The organism is Prevotella melaninogenica (genome assembly GCF_003609775.1).
GTDB lineage: Bacteria > Bacteroidota > Bacteroidia > Bacteroidales > Bacteroidaceae > Prevotella > Prevotella melaninogenica_A.
In genome coordinates this window covers 679,382-696,534 of record NZ_AP018049.1, presented here as the reverse complement: position 1 = coordinate 696,534, position 17,153 = coordinate 679,382, and the positions used below count along the sequence as shown (strand labels likewise).

The 17,153-nt window shown below is 41.5% G+C and carries 12 protein-coding genes; 2 read left to right on the top strand and 10 right to left on the bottom strand.

Annotation, left to right across the window (positions count from 1 at the left end; genetic code table 11):
- Window positions 1-10 precede the first annotated feature (10 nt).
- Together PMEL_RS02745 and PMEL_RS02740 are read left to right on the top strand one after the other, a co-directional pair.
- Complete coding sequence (locus PMEL_RS02745; RefSeq protein ID WP_120173860.1) at window positions 11-961, top strand: aldose epimerase; 951 nt, start codon at window positions 11-13, stop codon at window positions 959-961.
- Between the two features lie 119 nt (window positions 962-1,080).
- Window positions 1,081-1,950 carry a hypothetical protein gene (locus PMEL_RS02740; protein WP_120173859.1) on the top strand — a complete coding sequence of 290 codons (870 nt, stop codon included), beginning with the start codon at window positions 1,081-1,083 and terminating at the stop codon, window positions 1,948-1,950.
- A gap of 102 nt (window positions 1,951-2,052) precedes the next feature.
- On the opposite strand, the gene PMEL_RS02735 is transcribed toward PMEL_RS02740, so the two are convergent.
- The 10 genes from PMEL_RS02735 to PMEL_RS02690 all read right to left on the bottom strand — a co-directional run bounded on the left by PMEL_RS02735 (window position 2,053) and on the right by PMEL_RS02690 (window position 16,467).
- A complete protein-coding gene (locus tag PMEL_RS02735; RefSeq protein ID WP_120173858.1) occupies window positions 2,053-3,972 on the bottom strand; it encodes a heavy metal translocating P-type ATPase in 1,920 nt (639 codons plus the stop codon).
- 97 nt (window positions 3,973-4,069) lie between these two features.
- The gene (locus PMEL_RS02730) at window positions 4,070-4,282 is read right to left on the bottom strand and encodes a heavy-metal-associated domain-containing protein (RefSeq protein ID WP_120173857.1); all 213 of its coding nucleotides are present in this window, start codon (window positions 4,280-4,282) and stop codon (window positions 4,070-4,072) included.
- A gap of 566 nt (window positions 4,283-4,848) precedes the next feature.
- Window positions 4,849-5,412 carry an AraC family transcriptional regulator gene (locus PMEL_RS02725; protein WP_120173856.1) on the bottom strand — a complete coding sequence of 188 codons (564 nt, stop codon included), beginning with the start codon at window positions 5,410-5,412 and terminating at the stop codon, window positions 4,849-4,851.
- Entirely contained in the window at window positions 5,409-6,773 is a 1,365-nt protein-coding gene (locus PMEL_RS02720; RefSeq protein ID WP_120173855.1) for an MATE family efflux transporter, read from the bottom strand. Before PMEL_RS02720 ends, PMEL_RS02725 begins: the two co-directional genes overlap by 4 nt.
- 249 nt (window positions 6,774-7,022) lie before the next feature.
- Entirely contained in the window at window positions 7,023-8,147 is a 1,125-nt protein-coding gene (locus tag PMEL_RS02715; protein ID WP_120173854.1) for a UDP-N-acetyl glucosamine 2-epimerase, read from the bottom strand.
- A 115-nt stretch (window positions 8,148-8,262) separates the two neighbouring features.
- Entirely contained in the window at window positions 8,263-9,210 is a 948-nt protein-coding gene (locus tag PMEL_RS02710) for an SPFH domain-containing protein (protein WP_036920295.1), read from the bottom strand.
- A 104-nt stretch (window positions 9,211-9,314) separates the two neighbouring features.
- A complete protein-coding gene (locus tag PMEL_RS02705) occupies window positions 9,315-9,764 on the bottom strand; it encodes an NfeD family protein (protein WP_120173853.1) in 450 nt (149 codons plus the stop codon).
- A 596-nt stretch (window positions 9,765-10,360) separates the two neighbouring features.
- Window positions 10,361-11,260 carry a M48 family metallopeptidase gene (locus PMEL_RS02700; RefSeq protein ID WP_120173852.1) on the bottom strand — a complete coding sequence of 300 codons (900 nt, stop codon included), beginning with the start codon at window positions 11,258-11,260 and terminating at the stop codon, window positions 10,361-10,363.
- Window positions 11,261-11,392: 132 nt separating this feature from the next.
- Window positions 11,393-12,706, bottom strand: coding sequence for an MFS transporter (locus tag PMEL_RS02695; protein WP_120173851.1), 1,314 nt, complete (start codon window positions 12,704-12,706; stop codon window positions 11,393-11,395).
- An 11-nt stretch (window positions 12,707-12,717) separates the two neighbouring features.
- Window positions 12,718-16,467 (bottom strand): DUF4922 domain-containing protein, encoded by a 3,750-nt coding sequence (locus PMEL_RS02690; protein WP_120173850.1) that lies wholly within the window; start codon window positions 16,465-16,467, stop codon window positions 12,718-12,720.
- Window positions 16,468-17,153: the final 686 nt, after the last annotated feature.

Here is a 17,153-nt window from a genome sequence, read left to right as displayed (position 1 = left end):
AAAGAAATCTATGAAGCAGTTATATGCAATACTGACAGTAGCAATGCTTAGCGTTGTTCTCTGCTCACACGCACAAGAGCAAGTACAAATACGACTTGTGAACGGAAACGGTATGGAGGCAGTTATCAGTAACTATGGTGCTCGCCTTGTCTCGCTTACTGCCCACAACTGGAATGGTAGGTTGGAGCCTGTCGTAAAAGGATATACCAATAAGGAGGAATATTTGAAAGATAGAACTTTAGGTGCTACGCTCATCTACTTTGGTAAAAATAATGAGGAGACACTATCTGGAAAAGTGTGGGAACTTGTTAGTTCTGACAACCAATCAGTTACGCTGCGATATGTGACTTCAGAGGGAGAGAATGGATTAGATGGAAAGTTAAACGCCACAGTTACTTACACCCTATCTGACCAAAACGCCCTTGATGTAGACTATCGTGTTGCAACAACAGCTGAAACAAAGTTGGAAGTAACAAATGGTATTTGTTTCAACTTATCAGGAGAGATGCACCGCTCTATCCTCAAACAACATCTTTGGGTTGATGCTGTCCAGATTAATACTTATAACGCTCAAAGACAGTTGACTGGTGTGCTTCAACGCATAAAGAACACACCATTCGACTTTACCAAACCAAGGGAGATTGGTGAGCGTATCAAGAGTACGAGTAAGGGATATGACAATGCCTATCAGTTGCGACATCCAGACAACATGCAGAAGGCGGCAGCAATTCTCTTTGATGCACAGAGTGGACGTGCTATGACGGTCTATTCAAGTGAACCAACACTCAATATTAACACATACGGTAAGGAGAGTTACGGTATCTCATTACAGCCAATTCATGCTGGATATAATAGTGGTATGGAGAAAGTAAGTAACGAATTACGCCCAGGACAGGTATTCCATGGTGCCACAGTTTTCTTCTTCACAACTGATCCTCCACTGATTATGCGCACCAAGTAAAAGGATAAGCGTTAAGAACTTCTGTATTACTCGGACGTTCATATCTCCAGTTTGAAAAAGCACTAATTATCTTTAAAATCCTTGGCAGTTGACTGTCAAATATTTATATTTGCAAGCAAATGAGGAAATATAGTTTCATAATAGCGGCTATTCTCTGTATACCATTGTATGCACAGAATACAAATGGAGACCACAATGGGAACACTTCCAATGTGGAACCTATAGAATCGGCACGTCTACAAGGCCCACGCGAGGCCACAGAGGCTGAGAAGGAGTATGCCAGACGATTGGCTGAAGACCGTGCACAACAGGCACAGATAGATAACAACCTACCCCTCATTACAGAGAACGGACAAACAGTTACACCAAATGATTTCTATTATCCGGCTTGGGGTTATGGTGTTGGAGCTTGGAGATTACATAAAGGATTGAACATCAACCTTGGTGCATCGGCCTTTGCAAGCTTTGGTCACGGAAGCAATCATGGTGCAGGCTTCTCACAGGATGTATCATTAATGTATGTTACAAACCTATCAAAGAAGGCTACATTGGCTGTGGGTGGATATGTAAACCACCTTACCTACCGTGGTGATAACTATTTCGTGGGTGGTATCAATGCTGTCTTTGGCTATCAGTTCAATGAACATTGGAGTGCATACGCCTTCGTACAGAAGGCTTTCACATCTAACAATTTCGGAGATGCCTTTGGCTACGGAGGTTACGGTTCACCTTATTGGGCTGGCTATGGTGGCTTTGGCTATTCGCCTTTCGGCTATGGTTATGCTTCAATGGGATACGGATATGGACCAATGGCTTGGACTTATGGTACCGGAGTTAGTCGCTACATGGATAGAATTGGTGGTGGTGTGACCTATCAATGGGGCTCAAACAATCAGAATTCAATTTCTGTTAGCGTAGAGTTTGACCGTCTCCCTTCGCAACGTAATGGTTTCTATAATAGCAATCGATACGATTATCCTGTAAGATAAAGAAACAACAGGTTTAGATAAGGAAATAGAGTTTACAATTACTACAGCACATTGCTGAACGAGTAATTAGTAAACTCTATTTTTTATAATACTAAATTCATCTTATTTCATCCACCGTAAGCGAAGACTGTTAAGTACAACACTAACACTGGAGAATGCCATCAGCGCACTTGCCCATGATGGAGTAATCTGCCAATCAATGCCGAAAGCGTAAAGCATACCTGCTGCTAATGGGATACAGACAATGTTATAGATGAAAGCCCAGAAGAGATTCTCCCAAATCATACGTACTGTATTGCGGCTCAACTGTATTGCTTCAGGGATAGCAGACAAATCATCTCCCATGAGTGTCACCTGTGCTACATCCATAGCTACGTCCGTTCCCTTACCTATAGCAATACTTACATCTGCCAAAGCCAAGGCTTGTGTATCATTAATACCGTCACCTACCATTGCTACACGTTTTCCTTCGGCTTGCAACTGTCTAACAAGATTCTCCTTATCTTGTGGTAACACCTTACTATGATAGTGTTTTATACCAGCTTTTTCAGCCCAATAACGAGCAGCCTCGTCCTTATCTCCACTCATCATATAGACCTCAATCCCCTTCTTCTGTAGCTCATCCATTGCCTCACGAGCATTAGGTTTTAATGTTTCACGCTCTTCAAAAGGAAGGTTATCAGCCTTTGTAAAATCGATATTCTTATTCGGAATGGTCAATGTACCAGTCTTATCGGTCACCAACACATCTACCTTACGCAGACTCTCTAAGGCTGCAGCATCCTTAATGAGTATTTGTTTCAGAGCAGCTTTACCAATACCAACCATCAGAGCTGTTGGTGTTGCCAACCCCATTGCACATGGACACGCAATGACTAAGACTGCAACAGCTGACATAATAGCTTGTGGTAAAGCACTATTCCCACCTATCAACCACCACAAAAGGAAGGTAGCAAGAGCAATACAAGCTACTACTGGGACGAATACCAAGGCTGCCTTATCCACAATTCGTTGTACAGGTGCCTTTGAACCTTGTGCTTCTTGCACCATTCGAATAATATGTGCTAAGGCTGTATCTTCACCAACTTGACGAGCACGCATGCGAAACTTACCCTGGCTCGGTATCGTTCCTGCCAACACCTTTGAGCCTTTTTTCTTCTCCGCAGGCGTTGGTTCACCCGTTATCATACTCTCATCGACGTAGGCTGCATCAGCTGTCATAAAGCTTTCTGCCCATATTACTTCACCATCCACAGGTACCTTCTCACCGGGGCGAACCTCCAAAACATCCCCAACCTCAATGGTTGAGATTGGAACCTCCTCTATCTTGTCGCCATCAACGATATGTGCTGTCTTTGGAGCCATACCCATCATCTGACGAATAGAGGATGCTGTACCGTCTTTGGCTTTCTCTTCTAATAGTCTACCAGTCAAGACAAAGGTGATAATCATTACTGAAGCATCAAAGTAGGTGTGCCATACAACTCCCCGACTCATCCATACGGCATCGCCCCAAAACGTATTAAACGTACTGAACAGAAAGGCGATTCCCGTAGATAAAGCCACCAATGTATCCATGTTTGCACTGCCATGAAGTAATTGTCTAAACGATGATACATAGAACTGGCGACCGCAATAAAGCATGTTTGCCAAGGCTATCAATAATGCAACCTGATTGGCAATATCACGAGAACCTAAGTCTACCCATCGCATAGACACACACATCACAGCTATTGAGAACAACCATGATAATGCCGTTTTACGCTTTAAGAGTACATACTCACGCTTTTCTATCTCTTCGACCGATGTCTCCTTATCAATCACTAAGTCATATCCAAGCGCATTAATTTCAGCCTTCATCCTCTCAAGCGAAATCACCTGAGGGTCAAAATCCACCAAAGCTGAACGCCCTGGAAGCGAAACAGACGCTGCATTAATGCCATCAAGCTCATTCAACTTCTTTTCAACATTGGCTGAACATGCCGAACAAGCCATACCTATAACAGGAATTGTTTGTTTCATAATGATACTATATTTTGATTCCCCTTACATAAGAAGGAGAAAGAATTCACAAACGAAAAGAGCATAAAAATATGCTCTTAAGATTATAAATAAGCTGTTATAAACTCAGCTCATAGCGTCCGCTGTTGTCTACAGCTTCCTTGATTTCAGAAGGATTAACCTTACTTTCGTCATATTCTACTGTGACATTAGCATCTTCAAGATTAGCTTCAGCAGACACTACACCATTGAGTGCTTTTAAGGCGTTCTCAACATTTGCCTTACAATGTACACACTTCATACCACTTACTGCAAAAACTTTCTTCTCCATAAGTCTTTCCTTTCTATTAATATTATGTGATTACTATTCTGTTTTATTCTTATCGTTTGCAAAGTTACACATATATTATCTATCAAGCCTTATAGAATTATGGATAAAGATTATAATTTCTCGCATCAGTTCTACAAGAAGTTCATTCATAACATGGTAAGAAAAGAGTCTGAAATATCATCATCCAAGTATTGAAAAATTATTACATAATTTCGAATAAAAGCCTTAGAATAATGCTAAAAGATAGATATAAAAGTCGAGTTTATAACCAACAGCAAATCAATTAGTTACAAAATTGTATTTCAAAAGGTGCTTAACAAGGGTGCAAAAGGGCGTTAGTTCGCTTCCTAAAGGGCATCTTTAAGAAGACAATTAAGGCTTAATTGAAACGCTATTAGTGCTCTATTAAAATATGACGAGTAAAATATTACAACAAAAGATTCTTCTTTGCATCATTAAACATATACTCACTCTCCTCCTAACATCTGTCTATTTTCCATCCCGAAAGTAAGAACAAAAATTATATTCCACCTATAAGCAGTAGACTTAACTTTTTAAATTGCAGTCTAAAGTTTATCTAAGGACGTTCGAAGATTATCTTTCATCCCCTTGAACTGACTGGGAGTCATACCAGTTACTGACTTAAACTGACTGGAAAGATAAGCCACAGAAGAGTAATTCATACGAAGGGCTATCTGCGTCAAGGTCAACTCATCATAACGAATAAACTCTTTCACCCGCTCTATACGCAACTCGATATAATATCTTTCGATAGTCTTTCCTTCAACCTCAGAGAAGAGTTTTGAAAGCGCACTATAGTCCTGACGAAGTTCAGATGAAAGATAATCGCTAAGATTAGTTGAACTCTGATTATCATGGTAATGTACAAGTCTAATTAAAGCAGACTTGATATGGTCGATGGTTTGCTGACGCCGGTCGTCAAGAAGTTCGAAACCCAGTTCTTTAAGGGCTGTCCGAAGGGTAGCTAATTGGGATGAAGATAAGACTTCTTCAACACTAACCTCACCCAATTCAACCTTTGTCGGGTGTAGGTCAAGCTGCTGCAAAGTTTGGCTAACAGCCATTTTACAGCGGTCACAAACCATATTTTTAATATAAAGTGTACTCATACGGATACTTTCCTTGCTGCTGCTTCACGTGTAAACTCACGGAAGGTGTAAATAACAATAGGTACTGTAAGCATGAAAGAGAGCACATCACTGACGGCTTGACACATCTCAACACCTAACAGGCCAAAATAAGATGGAAGAATAAATATCAACGGAATAAAAAACAAACCTTGTCGGGCAGCTGCCAAGATGTTTGCACGCCACGGCTTACGGCAGGTCTGAGCAAGCATATTGCTTGCCAAAATAAGTGCATTAACAGGGAAGACACAAAGCTGCCATCGCAAGGCTACAACACCAATAGCAATTACTTCGGGGTCATCACGGAAAACACCTATCAGCGTTCCACTTATCATCCAGCCGATAATAGCTAACACGATAAGAAAAATCGTACCAATAGTTACAGTAAACTTATAAGCCTCTTTCAGTCTTTCATATAATCCTGCACCATAGCAGAAGCCACAGACGGGCTGAAAGCCCTGTCCCAATCCGATGACAACAGCAAAAGAAAGCATTGCAATACGCCCAACAATACTCATCGCTGCAATAGCCGAATCGCCATAAACACCTGCTGCTAAGTTTAAGGACATTGTGGCAATACAAGCTAAACCTTGCCTCATAAAAGAAGGACTACCCCCATAGAAGATTTCCTTATACATCTGTATTGAAGGCGAAAAATTGCGAAACTTGATAGCAATATTCTCTCCCCTGCGCGTCATTAAGAAAAGGATAACGAAGGATACTGCCTGTCCTATCACTGTTGCCCATGCTGCACCGCTGACACCCATACCACAAGTAAAGATGAGGATTGGGTCAAGAATAACGTTTAATATAGCGCCCGTAACAATTCCAAACATTGCAAACTTGGCGTTTCCCTGCAATCGCATCTGATTGTTCAAGGTAAGTGATGAGGTCAAGAAAGGTGCGCCAAGTAGGATGACTTGCATATAGTCTTCTGTGTAAGGAAGGATGGTAGCTGTACTACCCAGCATCAGAGAGAGTGGTGTAAGAAATATTTCACCAAGAACAAGGATAACTAATCCGAAAAAGAACGAGCTAAAAAAGCCTGTTGAAGCCATTTTTACAGCGTTCTCATGGCGACGTGCGCCCAACTCACGAGAGATATAATTGCCCGAACCATGCCCAAAGAAAAAGCCCATTGCTTGCACAAAAAACATTAGAGAGAATACTATTCCCACTGCTGCAGTTGCTTGTGTATCAATCTTACCAACAAAGAACGTGTCGGCAATATTGTATAATCCCGTCACAAGCATTGAGATAATAGTCGGTATCGCCATAGTGATAATGACTCGATGAACTGGTGCTTGCGTTAAGAAGGTATAATTATCTGTATGTCCATGCATAAACTTTTCATCCTTTTCCCTTAATACAAAGATAAGTATATAAATGAGTTTCAAATTCGACTTCAATCAAAAATCATAGCTCAAAACCCAGATTTATGATTTTAGTCAAGTCATTATGCTGAGTACAAAGATTATAATTTTACAGGGATAGATATTCCCCAGTGCCCGACAAAACATATTTATGCCGAACAAGAAGCTTATCTATCCCTGCCTTAAAAGCGTAAAAATGCCTCGCAGTATATAATCTAATTAATGACGCTCGAGCAAAATCTGCACAACACGCTCAGCTGAACGGCCATCCCAACGTTCTGGAACACCACACTTCTTCCATGTTCCTGAAACCATATCAGACAACGCCGAACGAAGCAGTTCTGGGTCTTCACCAACCAAAACATTAGAACCTACTTTCGCTGTTTCAATATGCTCTGTATAGCTATTAAGCGTAATACATGGCACACCATTGAATGTTGCCTCCTCTGCAACATTACCAGAGTCAGTAATGATACCCTTAGCATGAGCTGTAAGGTAAGCAAATTCAAGATAACCCAATGGTTTTACGATATGGAGGTTGTGGAGTTTGATATTCTTCTTCAAGCTGAGTGCCATGATAACCTGCACTGCAGACTCACGAAGAGGAGCAATAATAGGCATATCGCCAGCAGTCTCACTCAACACGTGTAACATACGTTCAAGATTTTCTTGGTCAGCTAATAAAGCCTTACGATTCAGTGTAAAGACAAGGTAATTGCCCTCCTTCAAAGGTAAACCAGCCAACTCATCGATATCTGAAAGTTTCATTCCTTCAATTCGTTCACGGTCATAGCGGATATTATCAATGAGGATATTACCCACCATATAAACCTTCGAGAGTTCTGCACCTTCCTTGTTAGCAATGCTGTTATTACTAAATCCAGCAGTAAAGAGTATGTCTGAAAGACCATCAATCACTAATCGATTGATTTCCTTAGGCATAGTAATATCAAAAGAACGAGTACCAGCTGCAATATGAGCAAGGGTAATTGCTTGCTTCTTAGTCACAATAGCGGCTGCCATTGTAGAAGCAAGATCATCTACAACGATAACCACATCAGATGGATTCTCTTGTAGATACTTCTCAAACTTAGACATTACCTGACCCGTAAGCTCATTCAAGTTCTCACATTCAACACCAAGATAAACATCTGGTCTACGAATAGAAAGGTTCTCAAAGAGCTGATCTTCGAGTGTAGGATCATTCTCGCTACCTGCATAAACCAAAGAATAAGAAACCTTATGAGAACTATTCTCATCAGAAAGTCTATTGATTACCCTGATAATTGGTGCTACCTTTATAAAGTTAGGACGTGCACCACAAAAGATACAAAGTTTTTTCATTTCTTCAAAGACTCACTCCGTAAGCTCCTCTACAGCAAAAGAATCTTACGGAGCAGTCATCTATTTTAGTGTTTATATTTATTGTTTGCAACAGAAGTGACGCTTAACAAGCGTATTACTTAAACATGTCTTTAATTCCACCAATAGAACCCATCAGGTTACTTGCCTCAAATGGCAGGTAAACAGTCTTCTGATTGTTATTCTGAGCGAGTTCTGTAAGCATCTGAATGTACTTCTGTGCAATGAGATAGTTTGCTGGATTCGTGCTCTTTCCAACAGCATCAGTAATCTTCTGAATGGCAATTGCCTCAGCTTCAGCTTTACGAATACGAGCCTCAGCCTCACCTTCTGCGATGAGAATCTGCTGCTGTTTGTTAGCTTCAGCACGGTTAATAGCTGCCTGCTTCTCACCTTCTGACTGAAGAATAGCCGACTGCTTCTGTCCTTCACTGGTAAGGATGGTTGCTCGTTTGTTACGTTCAGCCTGCATCTGCTTCTCCATTGCCTCAGAAACACTTGCAGGAGGAGTAATATCCTGAAGCTCGACACGGTTCACCTTGATACCCCACTTATTTGTAGCATCATCAAGAACGGCACGCAGTTTGGTATTAATCGTATCACGAGAAGTCAATGTCTGGTCAAGTTCCATCTCACCGATAATATTTCGAAGTGTAGTCTGTGTCAACTTTTCTATCGCATTTGGCAAGTTGTTAATCTCATAAACAGCCTTGAAAGGATCGATGATTTGGAAATAAAGCAGCGCATTAATCTGCATCTGAATATTATCTTTTGTAATTACATTCTGGCGATCAAAGTCATACACCTGCTCACGCAAATCGATGGAATTTGTATAGGTATAACGTCCAGCACGCAATGCAACAATATCTTTTGCATGGTCAATAAAAGGTATAATAATATTAATACCTGGTTGAAGGGTTGCATAATACTTACCAAGACGTTCGATAATCTTTGTTTCACTCTGTGAAATAATCACGATTGACATCTTGGCAAAAACGAGTGCTAACACAACAATTGCAATCAGCACATAAGCTATCATATCCATAAGCATTAAAGTTTTTAATTCCTCAGCCCAGGTATTTTATTACCTAAATGAGGGGGAGAAACCGAAGGTTATTATTTGTTATTTAATTATTTTCTGATTACTATTTAACAACGTTCAACCGTTGCGATAATAGAGTCAAGTCGTAAAATACGCACAGCAGCACCCGAACTTATTTCCATTCCGTCAACCGACTGCGCCTTCCATGAGTCACCGTCAATCTTTACTCTGCCGTATCCACCAGCCTCTATCGTATCTGTTACCTTTCCCTCACGACCAATCAATGCATCAGCATTGCTAAGTCTGTTATCCGCACCTTGATGCAGGTATTTCAACGCTATCGGCCGTACCAAGAATATACTCAATACCGAGAAGACTACAAACACGATAACTTGAACAACAATACTATCAGTGAATGCAGAAGAAAGTGAAGCACAGAAACTACCTATTGCAAAGCACATAATGTAGAAATCTCCGTTCATCATCTCTAAAATTAGACAAACAAGACCTACTAACAACCATGTTAACCACAGGTTTTGTATCAGATAATCCATCATCGTTATAAAGGTTTAATTCCGCTTGTAAAGATAATAAAAAAAGATGATTCTATCAAATCTTTCAATGAAAAAAATAACACTTTAGCGGCTACTTACCAACTATCAGAAAGGTATTTCTTTATAAGATGACGATATAATACAAATCATAACGTCTAATAAACATTACGTATATGTTCTCCGTTAGTGCTTTTGAGAGCCTTTATGATGACCATAATGCTTCTATCTGCATATATACAACCAACGTATTGGTGCTTAGCACATGATGTGTTGAGGCTTAGCACATGTCGTGTTAACGCTTCGCACCAATGGTGCGGAGTACTCGTCAGCTTATAATATACCATCAAAATGGAATTAATCGGTTGTCAAAAGGAAGTTATTCAAGCATAAAACAGCACGACTTGTTCGGTCAGAAGAATATTACTTTTCAGAGCCTAAAACGACTAAGTTTATTTGATAGAAATTTCATATACTAAAGAATGTCATTACATTTTTTATCAAACAATATTGACTATATAAAAATTACGGCTATTTGCTTTCGTTCTTAAAAAAGCAAATAGCCGTAATAAGATATCATAAAATGATGGTCGTTCAAATTATCAACGTTTGTTTGAACGTTTAGAAGACGAAGAACCGCCTATATGTAATGTCCCAGACGACTGTGAATATCCCGCAGAAGAGACACGATTAGAGCCACGACCACGATAATATTTTTCAGCTTCTGGCAGCCACTTCTTGATATTCTCAATACGACGAGCATCTGAAGGGTGATCGCTCAGAATCTCAGAACGGCTACTATTCGTTGCTGCAGCCATTCGTTGCCAGAATGTTACGGCATTTGCTGGGTCATATCCAGCCATTGCAGCAAAGATAAGTCCCATATAATCAGCTTCACTCTCGTTGTCACGACTATACTTCAAGTTACGGAAAGAGAAGTATCCTCCCGCTACCTGTGAAGCGATATCGCCTACTCCACTACCAACAGCAGAGTTCAAGACAGTACCCAATATATTGGTTCCCATCTGCTGATTCATCTGCTTTGTAATCTGCTCAGCACTGTGCTTAGCTACAGCATGCGCAATCTCATGACCTAAAACGATTGCCAGACTTGCCTCATTCTGTGTGTAAGGCAATAATCCTTCGTAAACAACAATCTTACCTCCAGGCATACAAAAAGCGTTAGCCTGCTTGTCTTGAACAAGATTAAACTCCCACTTGAAGTTATTAATCTCACTGGCATAACCATTATTACGTAAGTAAGTCTCCACCGCATTGGCAAGGTTGCGACCTACACGCTGAACCATAGCAGTATTCTTTGCATCAGTAGAACGTTTTGCTGATGCCATAAACTTTGTATATTCCTGATTACTGAGGCTAAGAAGCTGCGCATCAGAAATACTGATACGATGTGTACGACCTATCAAAGGAACCTTTGAAGCCGTACCACAAGCTGTCATCAAAGCGACAACAGCTGCCATTAAGAAATACTTAATCTTCATTTTATTTACTGTTTTCTATAACTATCTATTTGCGAAAGTACAACATTTTTCGTGAGACACAAACAAAATCATGACTTTTTTATAAAGGTTAACGGCTGAAAACAAACATCTAAGCCGCCATTTCAAATATAATTAAACCATCCTTTTTCGTCTTCCTATCTCCTTTGTTACGGGTATAAAGTAGGTTACTATAAAGCTGATAACACCCAACATAGCCACAAGAAGGAAGAACAGACGATAGCCCACATACTCCTGTAAGAAGCCTGTAAACCATCCTGTCATCACCAGTGAGAAGGCTGTTATTGCCGTACCTATAGAATAAGTAAATGTAGAGTGTTCCCCTTTCGTACAGTGAGCAAGCCATACAACATAAACCGTCAATCCAAGACCTGCTCCAAACTGTTCAACAATCATACAGAAATTGATGATTGACAAGGTGGAAACAAAGTAATAGCTGAGGTAGACAAAGACAAACTTTGGCAAAGTCAAAGCCGTGACAAAAAGCCACAACCATCGCTTTAAGCCATCACGACGCACCAAACTTGCTCCTAAGGCACTACCGCCTATTAATGAGAATGTACCCACTGTACCCAGCACTAATCCTAACTCCTGTGGTGAAAGAGCCAGTCCTCCATTACTTCCCGGGTCAACCAAGAAGAGAGGAGCAATTCTAAAGAACATTCCTTCGGGTATAAGAAAGGCAAAAAGGAAAAACAAGTTTGCCACATAATGAGGACGACGTACAAAGGCTGCCTTGACATCATGCCACCATTGACGTGTCACCCCTGTCCATATCGGGAGGTTCGCATGAATATTATCTTTGGGAAGTATAATTGCATGAAATATCATCAAGCAAGTCATTAAAACTGACAGAACCCTGTAAATAGTTGCCCATGAAGGTGCAACAGTCCTATAAATAACCTCTAAGTTACCCGCTATCGTTATAGGAATAGCCATTCCCACTATGATAGAAAGCATATAAGAAATGGCTCGAGTTCCAAAGAAAGCAGGGCGATTATGCAAGGCCGTTTCACGCTTATACAGTCTTTCGATAGCCACATCATGTAAAGCAGCCATCGTTGCGATTATCATTAAGAAGAAGACTGTCCACTCAAACCAGTCTGCAGATGATGCAGTATACGCTAATCCACCAAGACTCAGTGCCATCACCAACTCTGTCAGGATAATCCAAGCATACTTACTCCAATAGCCAACGACAAATCTTCCCAACAAAGGGCGAAGAATAAACGGTAGAAGAAACCACGATGTAGTCAGTGTGATAGCACCGTTCGTTAAGCCCATTCTATTGAAATAGACCAGTGAAGTCATCAACAAGATAACATACGGTAGTCCACGTGTCAAATAGAGCGTAGGAAGGCAGAGCCAATGACTGCGCCACTGGTCTACAATTGGTATTCCATTGATAATCTTTTGCTCCTCGTGCATCTCCTTATGCTTTATTTGTATTGTGCTTGAATAGCTGCTGTCTGGTAATAATGATGGAGGATTTCGTCATATCGATAGCCTTTCTCGCCCATCACAGCGGCACCAATCTGACACAAACCTACACCATGTCCCCATCCTGCACCAACAAGACAGAAGTGCTGTGGGACGTCATTCACTATCTCACTACGTTCTACGACAAAAGCAGAGCTATAAAGATGGCTCTCGCTCAACGTACGTCTTATCTCTAACTCCTTACCAATAATACGGGTAAGCTTTGTTCCTACAATCTTCAAACGAGTGATACGACCGCTCTTACCACGCTCCAAAGGCTGAAGGTCGATAATCTCTCCGAAATCAAGACCACTCTTACGACGGATTAGTTCGGCAAGTTTTGCTTGCGTAAAGTCTGTTGTCCAGCGATAAAAGTCTTGTGTTTCTTGATCGTAGTTATTAAGCACCTGCCCCAAGACTACCGCATCCTTTGTATTACAAAACGCCTCTGGAGAAGACAGAATCCACTTCTGTGCTGTCTTCTCATCAGTGAGATCTATTGTAGGGGTTGTCCCCAAAGGTGCATTGTCTACTACCGAGAGCAGGTAGGGCTTATGAGTATTGTCCCAACAGTACTCATATTCCTCCGAAACACCGCCACAACACTTACTGAAACGGGCATCACAGATTTCTTTTCCATTCATCAACAACTGGCCACGCGTAGCCTTGATAGCCTCTTCAACATGTGGACTTGTTGCCTTTGTAATACCCTGATAACGCTGACAATGGTCGTCTGCACAGACATCAAACAATGTATGTGCATCGCTATCATACCAAACAACACCCTCTTCATCCGATACTTTTACTGGTGCAGATGCTGTCTGAACACCCATTTCAATAGATTTTCGTCGTCTCATCTGTACCAAAAGCCAACTACGAGAGATTACAGCATGTGCCTTCAAAAGCTCAAGAGAAGACGTTGCACTCATCTCACTTGAAATTACACTTGCCAAATAACGTTCTACAGGTAGTTCATTGATAGCCCAAAGCTTATCTCCATCGACAACAAAGCGTAGCTTGCCGAGGAAGGTCTGTGCCTCTTTACGCTCCCAATGGAAGTCTACACCGATAGTAACATCCTCCAAAGTGAAGGATATATCATCATTTTGCGGAGTAAAACAAAGTTCCTGATAGGCCACAGAATCCCACAGAATCTGTCCGTCTTTGAACTTTACAGTCTGCTTACCTGTCACCTCCTTGTTTGCTATCGTATAAGTACCATTTAACTGAAAACGTATTTCGTCACCACTAACAATACCTACTGAAACCACAGGTTCCTGTTTCCAATCATCAAAGGAAAGGTCAACAGCCCTATTGCAAATCCGCTTTACGACTTCGACCATCGCTTCATTCGACAGCGACACCTCACGTAAAATAGCCTCAGCGCGTTCCGCTGTCATCCCTTCAAAGTCACTCTGACGAGGCAATATCAGCAATCCAGCCATATCTAAACTGCCCGGACTGACCAGACGCTGCGCCTCTCCTTCTGCCGAATAGCAATCGGGGCGATGCTTCTCACGTGGAAACACAACCGACACAAAGCCTTCCTCGCTGCGCCAAGCAACGATATTCATCATTGGCTCTATCTCATCTTCCTTCAAAGGCAATGACTCATATAAATAGCTGAACAACTCTTTATCATGCTTCTCTGTATGACTCACGATGGCGAAAGCTGGACAAATATAGTCTTTTATCTCATAGATTCCCTCTGCACCATTCAGCTTTAAAAGAGGAATAGAAGTCTCACGGAGTCGCTGCCAATCACGTTGTAAAGGGAGTATTCCGCTTGTTCCAGCCTGAAAGTGCAGGTGGTCAGGTGCACTGGCCCCACACTTCGGTCCATTATAGAACACCATCAACTGTGGATAAGTCCTCAACAAACGATGTATCTGTACATAATTCTCTGCTATTGCCTGCAGTTGATGATGACGAGAAGGGATAGTGAAATGAACAGGAAGGATTGGGAAAGGATTGACAAGGATATCGAAGTCATTCCCAAAAGGCAGAACAATCTGCTCTCCTGGGCGATTCTTCTCACAAAGGAAGCAAGGACGCTTAGCTAATGTAGCCTTATCAATCTTTGCCCCTGTACTCACCAAGCGTGCAGGATTGAATTGCGCAAGGGCTGAACCCACCTCACGCGTCTGCACACCTTTCAACTCTTCAAAACGTTTTCCAACGTCTTGCCATTGGTTCAGCTGGTTATGAAAAAAATCAGTTAGCCCTTTCTCTCTATCTTGATTTTGTTTCTGACGTGCTAAGATTTCAACTGTACGCAGCTGATCTTTATAGTGATTGTTAGCATTTACCTTATCAATGCTCAGTACGGCATCACTGTTTCCACCCCAACGACGGCACAGATAAAGTTCATCATAGATTCGTCCGATACGGAAACGACGACTGAAAGCCAAGCCCATTGCATAGTCTTCGCCATAACTTGTGTTAGGGAATTGATGCTGACGAACCAAAGGAGTGAAGAAAGCACGTGGTGCACCGAGTCCATTGATACGTAAGGCATTGTTACAACCATTATCCTCTGTCCACTCATTATGGCTAATCAAGCCTGGTGGAAGAGTATTAAGATCGAAGTCGCACATACGGTAAGAGCCTACAATCATTGCAGCCTTCTGTTCATGGAAAGCATTGACAATAGCCTGCAAGGTATTCTCTGAAGAATAAAGGTCGTCACTATCTAACTGAACTGCAAAGCGACCACAATGTGCATCATTGATAGCATAATTCCAACAGCCACCTATACCGAGGTCTGTACGTGTAGGAATAAGATGTACAAGACGCTCATCGGCAGCCAAAGAAGAGAGAATCTCCGTTGTTCCGTCTGTCGAATGGTTGTCGACAACGATAACGTTAAAAGGAAAGTCTGTCTTCTGCGAAAGAGCAGAAACAACCGCATCGCGCACCGTCTTCTCACGATTAAAGACTGGAATCACCACCGAAGCCTCTACAGGGAAAGCCTCACCAGAGAAGTCAGGCTGTGCATATTGCGTTGTATCTACCAAAGCTTTGATAGCAGAGAGGTGTGCTGTAGCTGCCTGCTCCATCTCAATCTGTACCTCACGATTGCGAGGATTCACATAATCAAACTGTTTCTCACCACTTGCACGTAGGTCGTCTTCTTCCTCTGTATAGAGATATTCATTCAGATGAAAGAGTTCTCCCTTACGGCTAAGGAAGAGACGAAGGTCGTACCAGCCTGCAAACTGATAGTCCTTTTCCACCTCTCTTGTTGCATACTCCTTCAGATACTCAGTCTTGAGAAGTACGACAGAACCAAAATCGAAGTCATCACGGATGCTACCCAATTGATAAGCAGTAACAGGATGCTTCACTGTCTTGCCTGCTTCCACTGAGTAATGGTCAGCATAAACCATTGCTGCACCAGTTTCCTCAGCCACCTGCAGCATTCGCTCAAGCGCATGATAGCCTAACGTGACAGGCCCTTGCTTCAGATAAAGCAGAGCATAATCGGCTGTTGCTGTTGTAGCAATAAGGCGCATGGTTGCCAAGGATAGCAAGCCGCCTGTTTGTAGCTGACGGACGTACTGAGGCAATGCCTCAGTAGGCAGGACATCTGCAGCTAACGTATATATATTCTTTACCACACCTGACTCGTACAACTGCGCAGCAAGTGACTGCATCATTGCAGCTGTACTATACGGTAGAAAGCAATCTATCTGTTTCTTCTTTTCCATCTAAAATGTGTTCTTTTATCTACTTGCAAAGATACTATAAAATCCCGTCTTACACACGAAGATTCGAAAGAAAACAACCAACTGCGAATTATTTTCATGAAAAGAAATATTTATTTACGTGAAGAAAAATATTTTTTTTCATGAAAAGAAATTCTTTTCTTCGATTTTATGCAATTCATTGAATATCAACACATTTTACATTTATTGCTTGCACATATTCTAAATGTGGTTCTTATTGATGTATGGTACAAAGATAAGTTTTTGCGGTGTAACCTCCAAATCGTTAACTTTTATTAGCAAATAAAAACACCAACCCACTAAAGGAAGGAAAAGATAAAGAAGGATAGAATAAGAAAAGAAAAGCCCCCACCACCTTATAATATAGGTGTGTGGGGGTGTTATATATTAATGTTATGTAGCGTTATTAATGACACCCTATTATAAAGGGTGACATTAATAACTTGGGTTGGTATTATAATTTAGTTCCCCTTTGGGGCTGTTGTGCTTGATGTTGTGTTTGCCGTCTGTGCTGCTGGCTTGTGCTTACTATTGCCGTGCTTGCTGGGGTGTATTGTGTCCCTTGCTGTGTTGCTGGTGTCTGTCTGTACTGGCTTGATTGTATTGTTTCCCTGCTGCTGTTGTACCTTTATATTTTATCTAAACACAAATACCAACCCTTACAAGCG

What these genes read in the sequence shown, in the direction of transcription:
- PMEL_RS02725 (WP_120173856.1), bottom strand. Translation starts at nt 5,412, where the DNA reads ATGAGTACACTTTATATTAAAAATATGGTTTGTGACCGCTGTAAAATG.
- PMEL_RS02705 (WP_120173853.1), bottom strand. Translation starts at nt 9,764, where the DNA reads ATGATGGATTATCTGATACAAAACCTGTGGTTAACATGGTTGTTAGTA.
- PMEL_RS02730 (WP_120173857.1), bottom strand. Translation starts at nt 4,282, where the DNA reads ATGGAGAAGAAAGTTTTTGCAGTAAGTGGTATGAAGTGTGTACATTGT.
- PMEL_RS02710 (WP_036920295.1), bottom strand. Translation starts at nt 9,210, where the DNA reads ATGGATATGATAGCTTATGTGCTGATTGCAATTGTTGTGTTAGCACTC.
- PMEL_RS02715 (WP_120173854.1), bottom strand. Translation starts at nt 8,147, where the DNA reads ATGAAAAAACTTTGTATCTTTTGTGGTGCACGTCCTAACTTTATAAAG.
- PMEL_RS02735 (WP_120173858.1), bottom strand. Translation starts at nt 3,972, where the DNA reads ATGAAACAAACAATTCCTGTTATAGGTATGGCTTGTTCGGCATGTTCA.
- PMEL_RS02695 (WP_120173851.1), bottom strand. Translation starts at nt 12,706, where the DNA reads ATGCACGAGGAGCAAAAGATTATCAATGGAATACCAATTGTAGACCAG.
- PMEL_RS02700 (WP_120173852.1), bottom strand. Translation starts at nt 11,260, where the DNA reads ATGAAGATTAAGTATTTCTTAATGGCAGCTGTTGTCGCTTTGATGACA.
- PMEL_RS02740 (WP_120173859.1), top strand. Translation starts at nt 1,081, where the DNA reads ATGAGGAAATATAGTTTCATAATAGCGGCTATTCTCTGTATACCATTG.
- PMEL_RS02720 (WP_120173855.1), bottom strand. Translation starts at nt 6,773, where the DNA reads ATGCATGGACATACAGATAATTATACCTTCTTAACGCAAGCACCAGTT.
- PMEL_RS02745 (WP_120173860.1), top strand. Translation starts at nt 11, where the DNA reads ATGAAGCAGTTATATGCAATACTGACAGTAGCAATGCTTAGCGTTGTT.
- PMEL_RS02690 (WP_120173850.1), bottom strand. Translation starts at nt 16,467, where the DNA reads ATGGAAAAGAAGAAACAGATAGATTGCTTTCTACCGTATAGTACAGCT.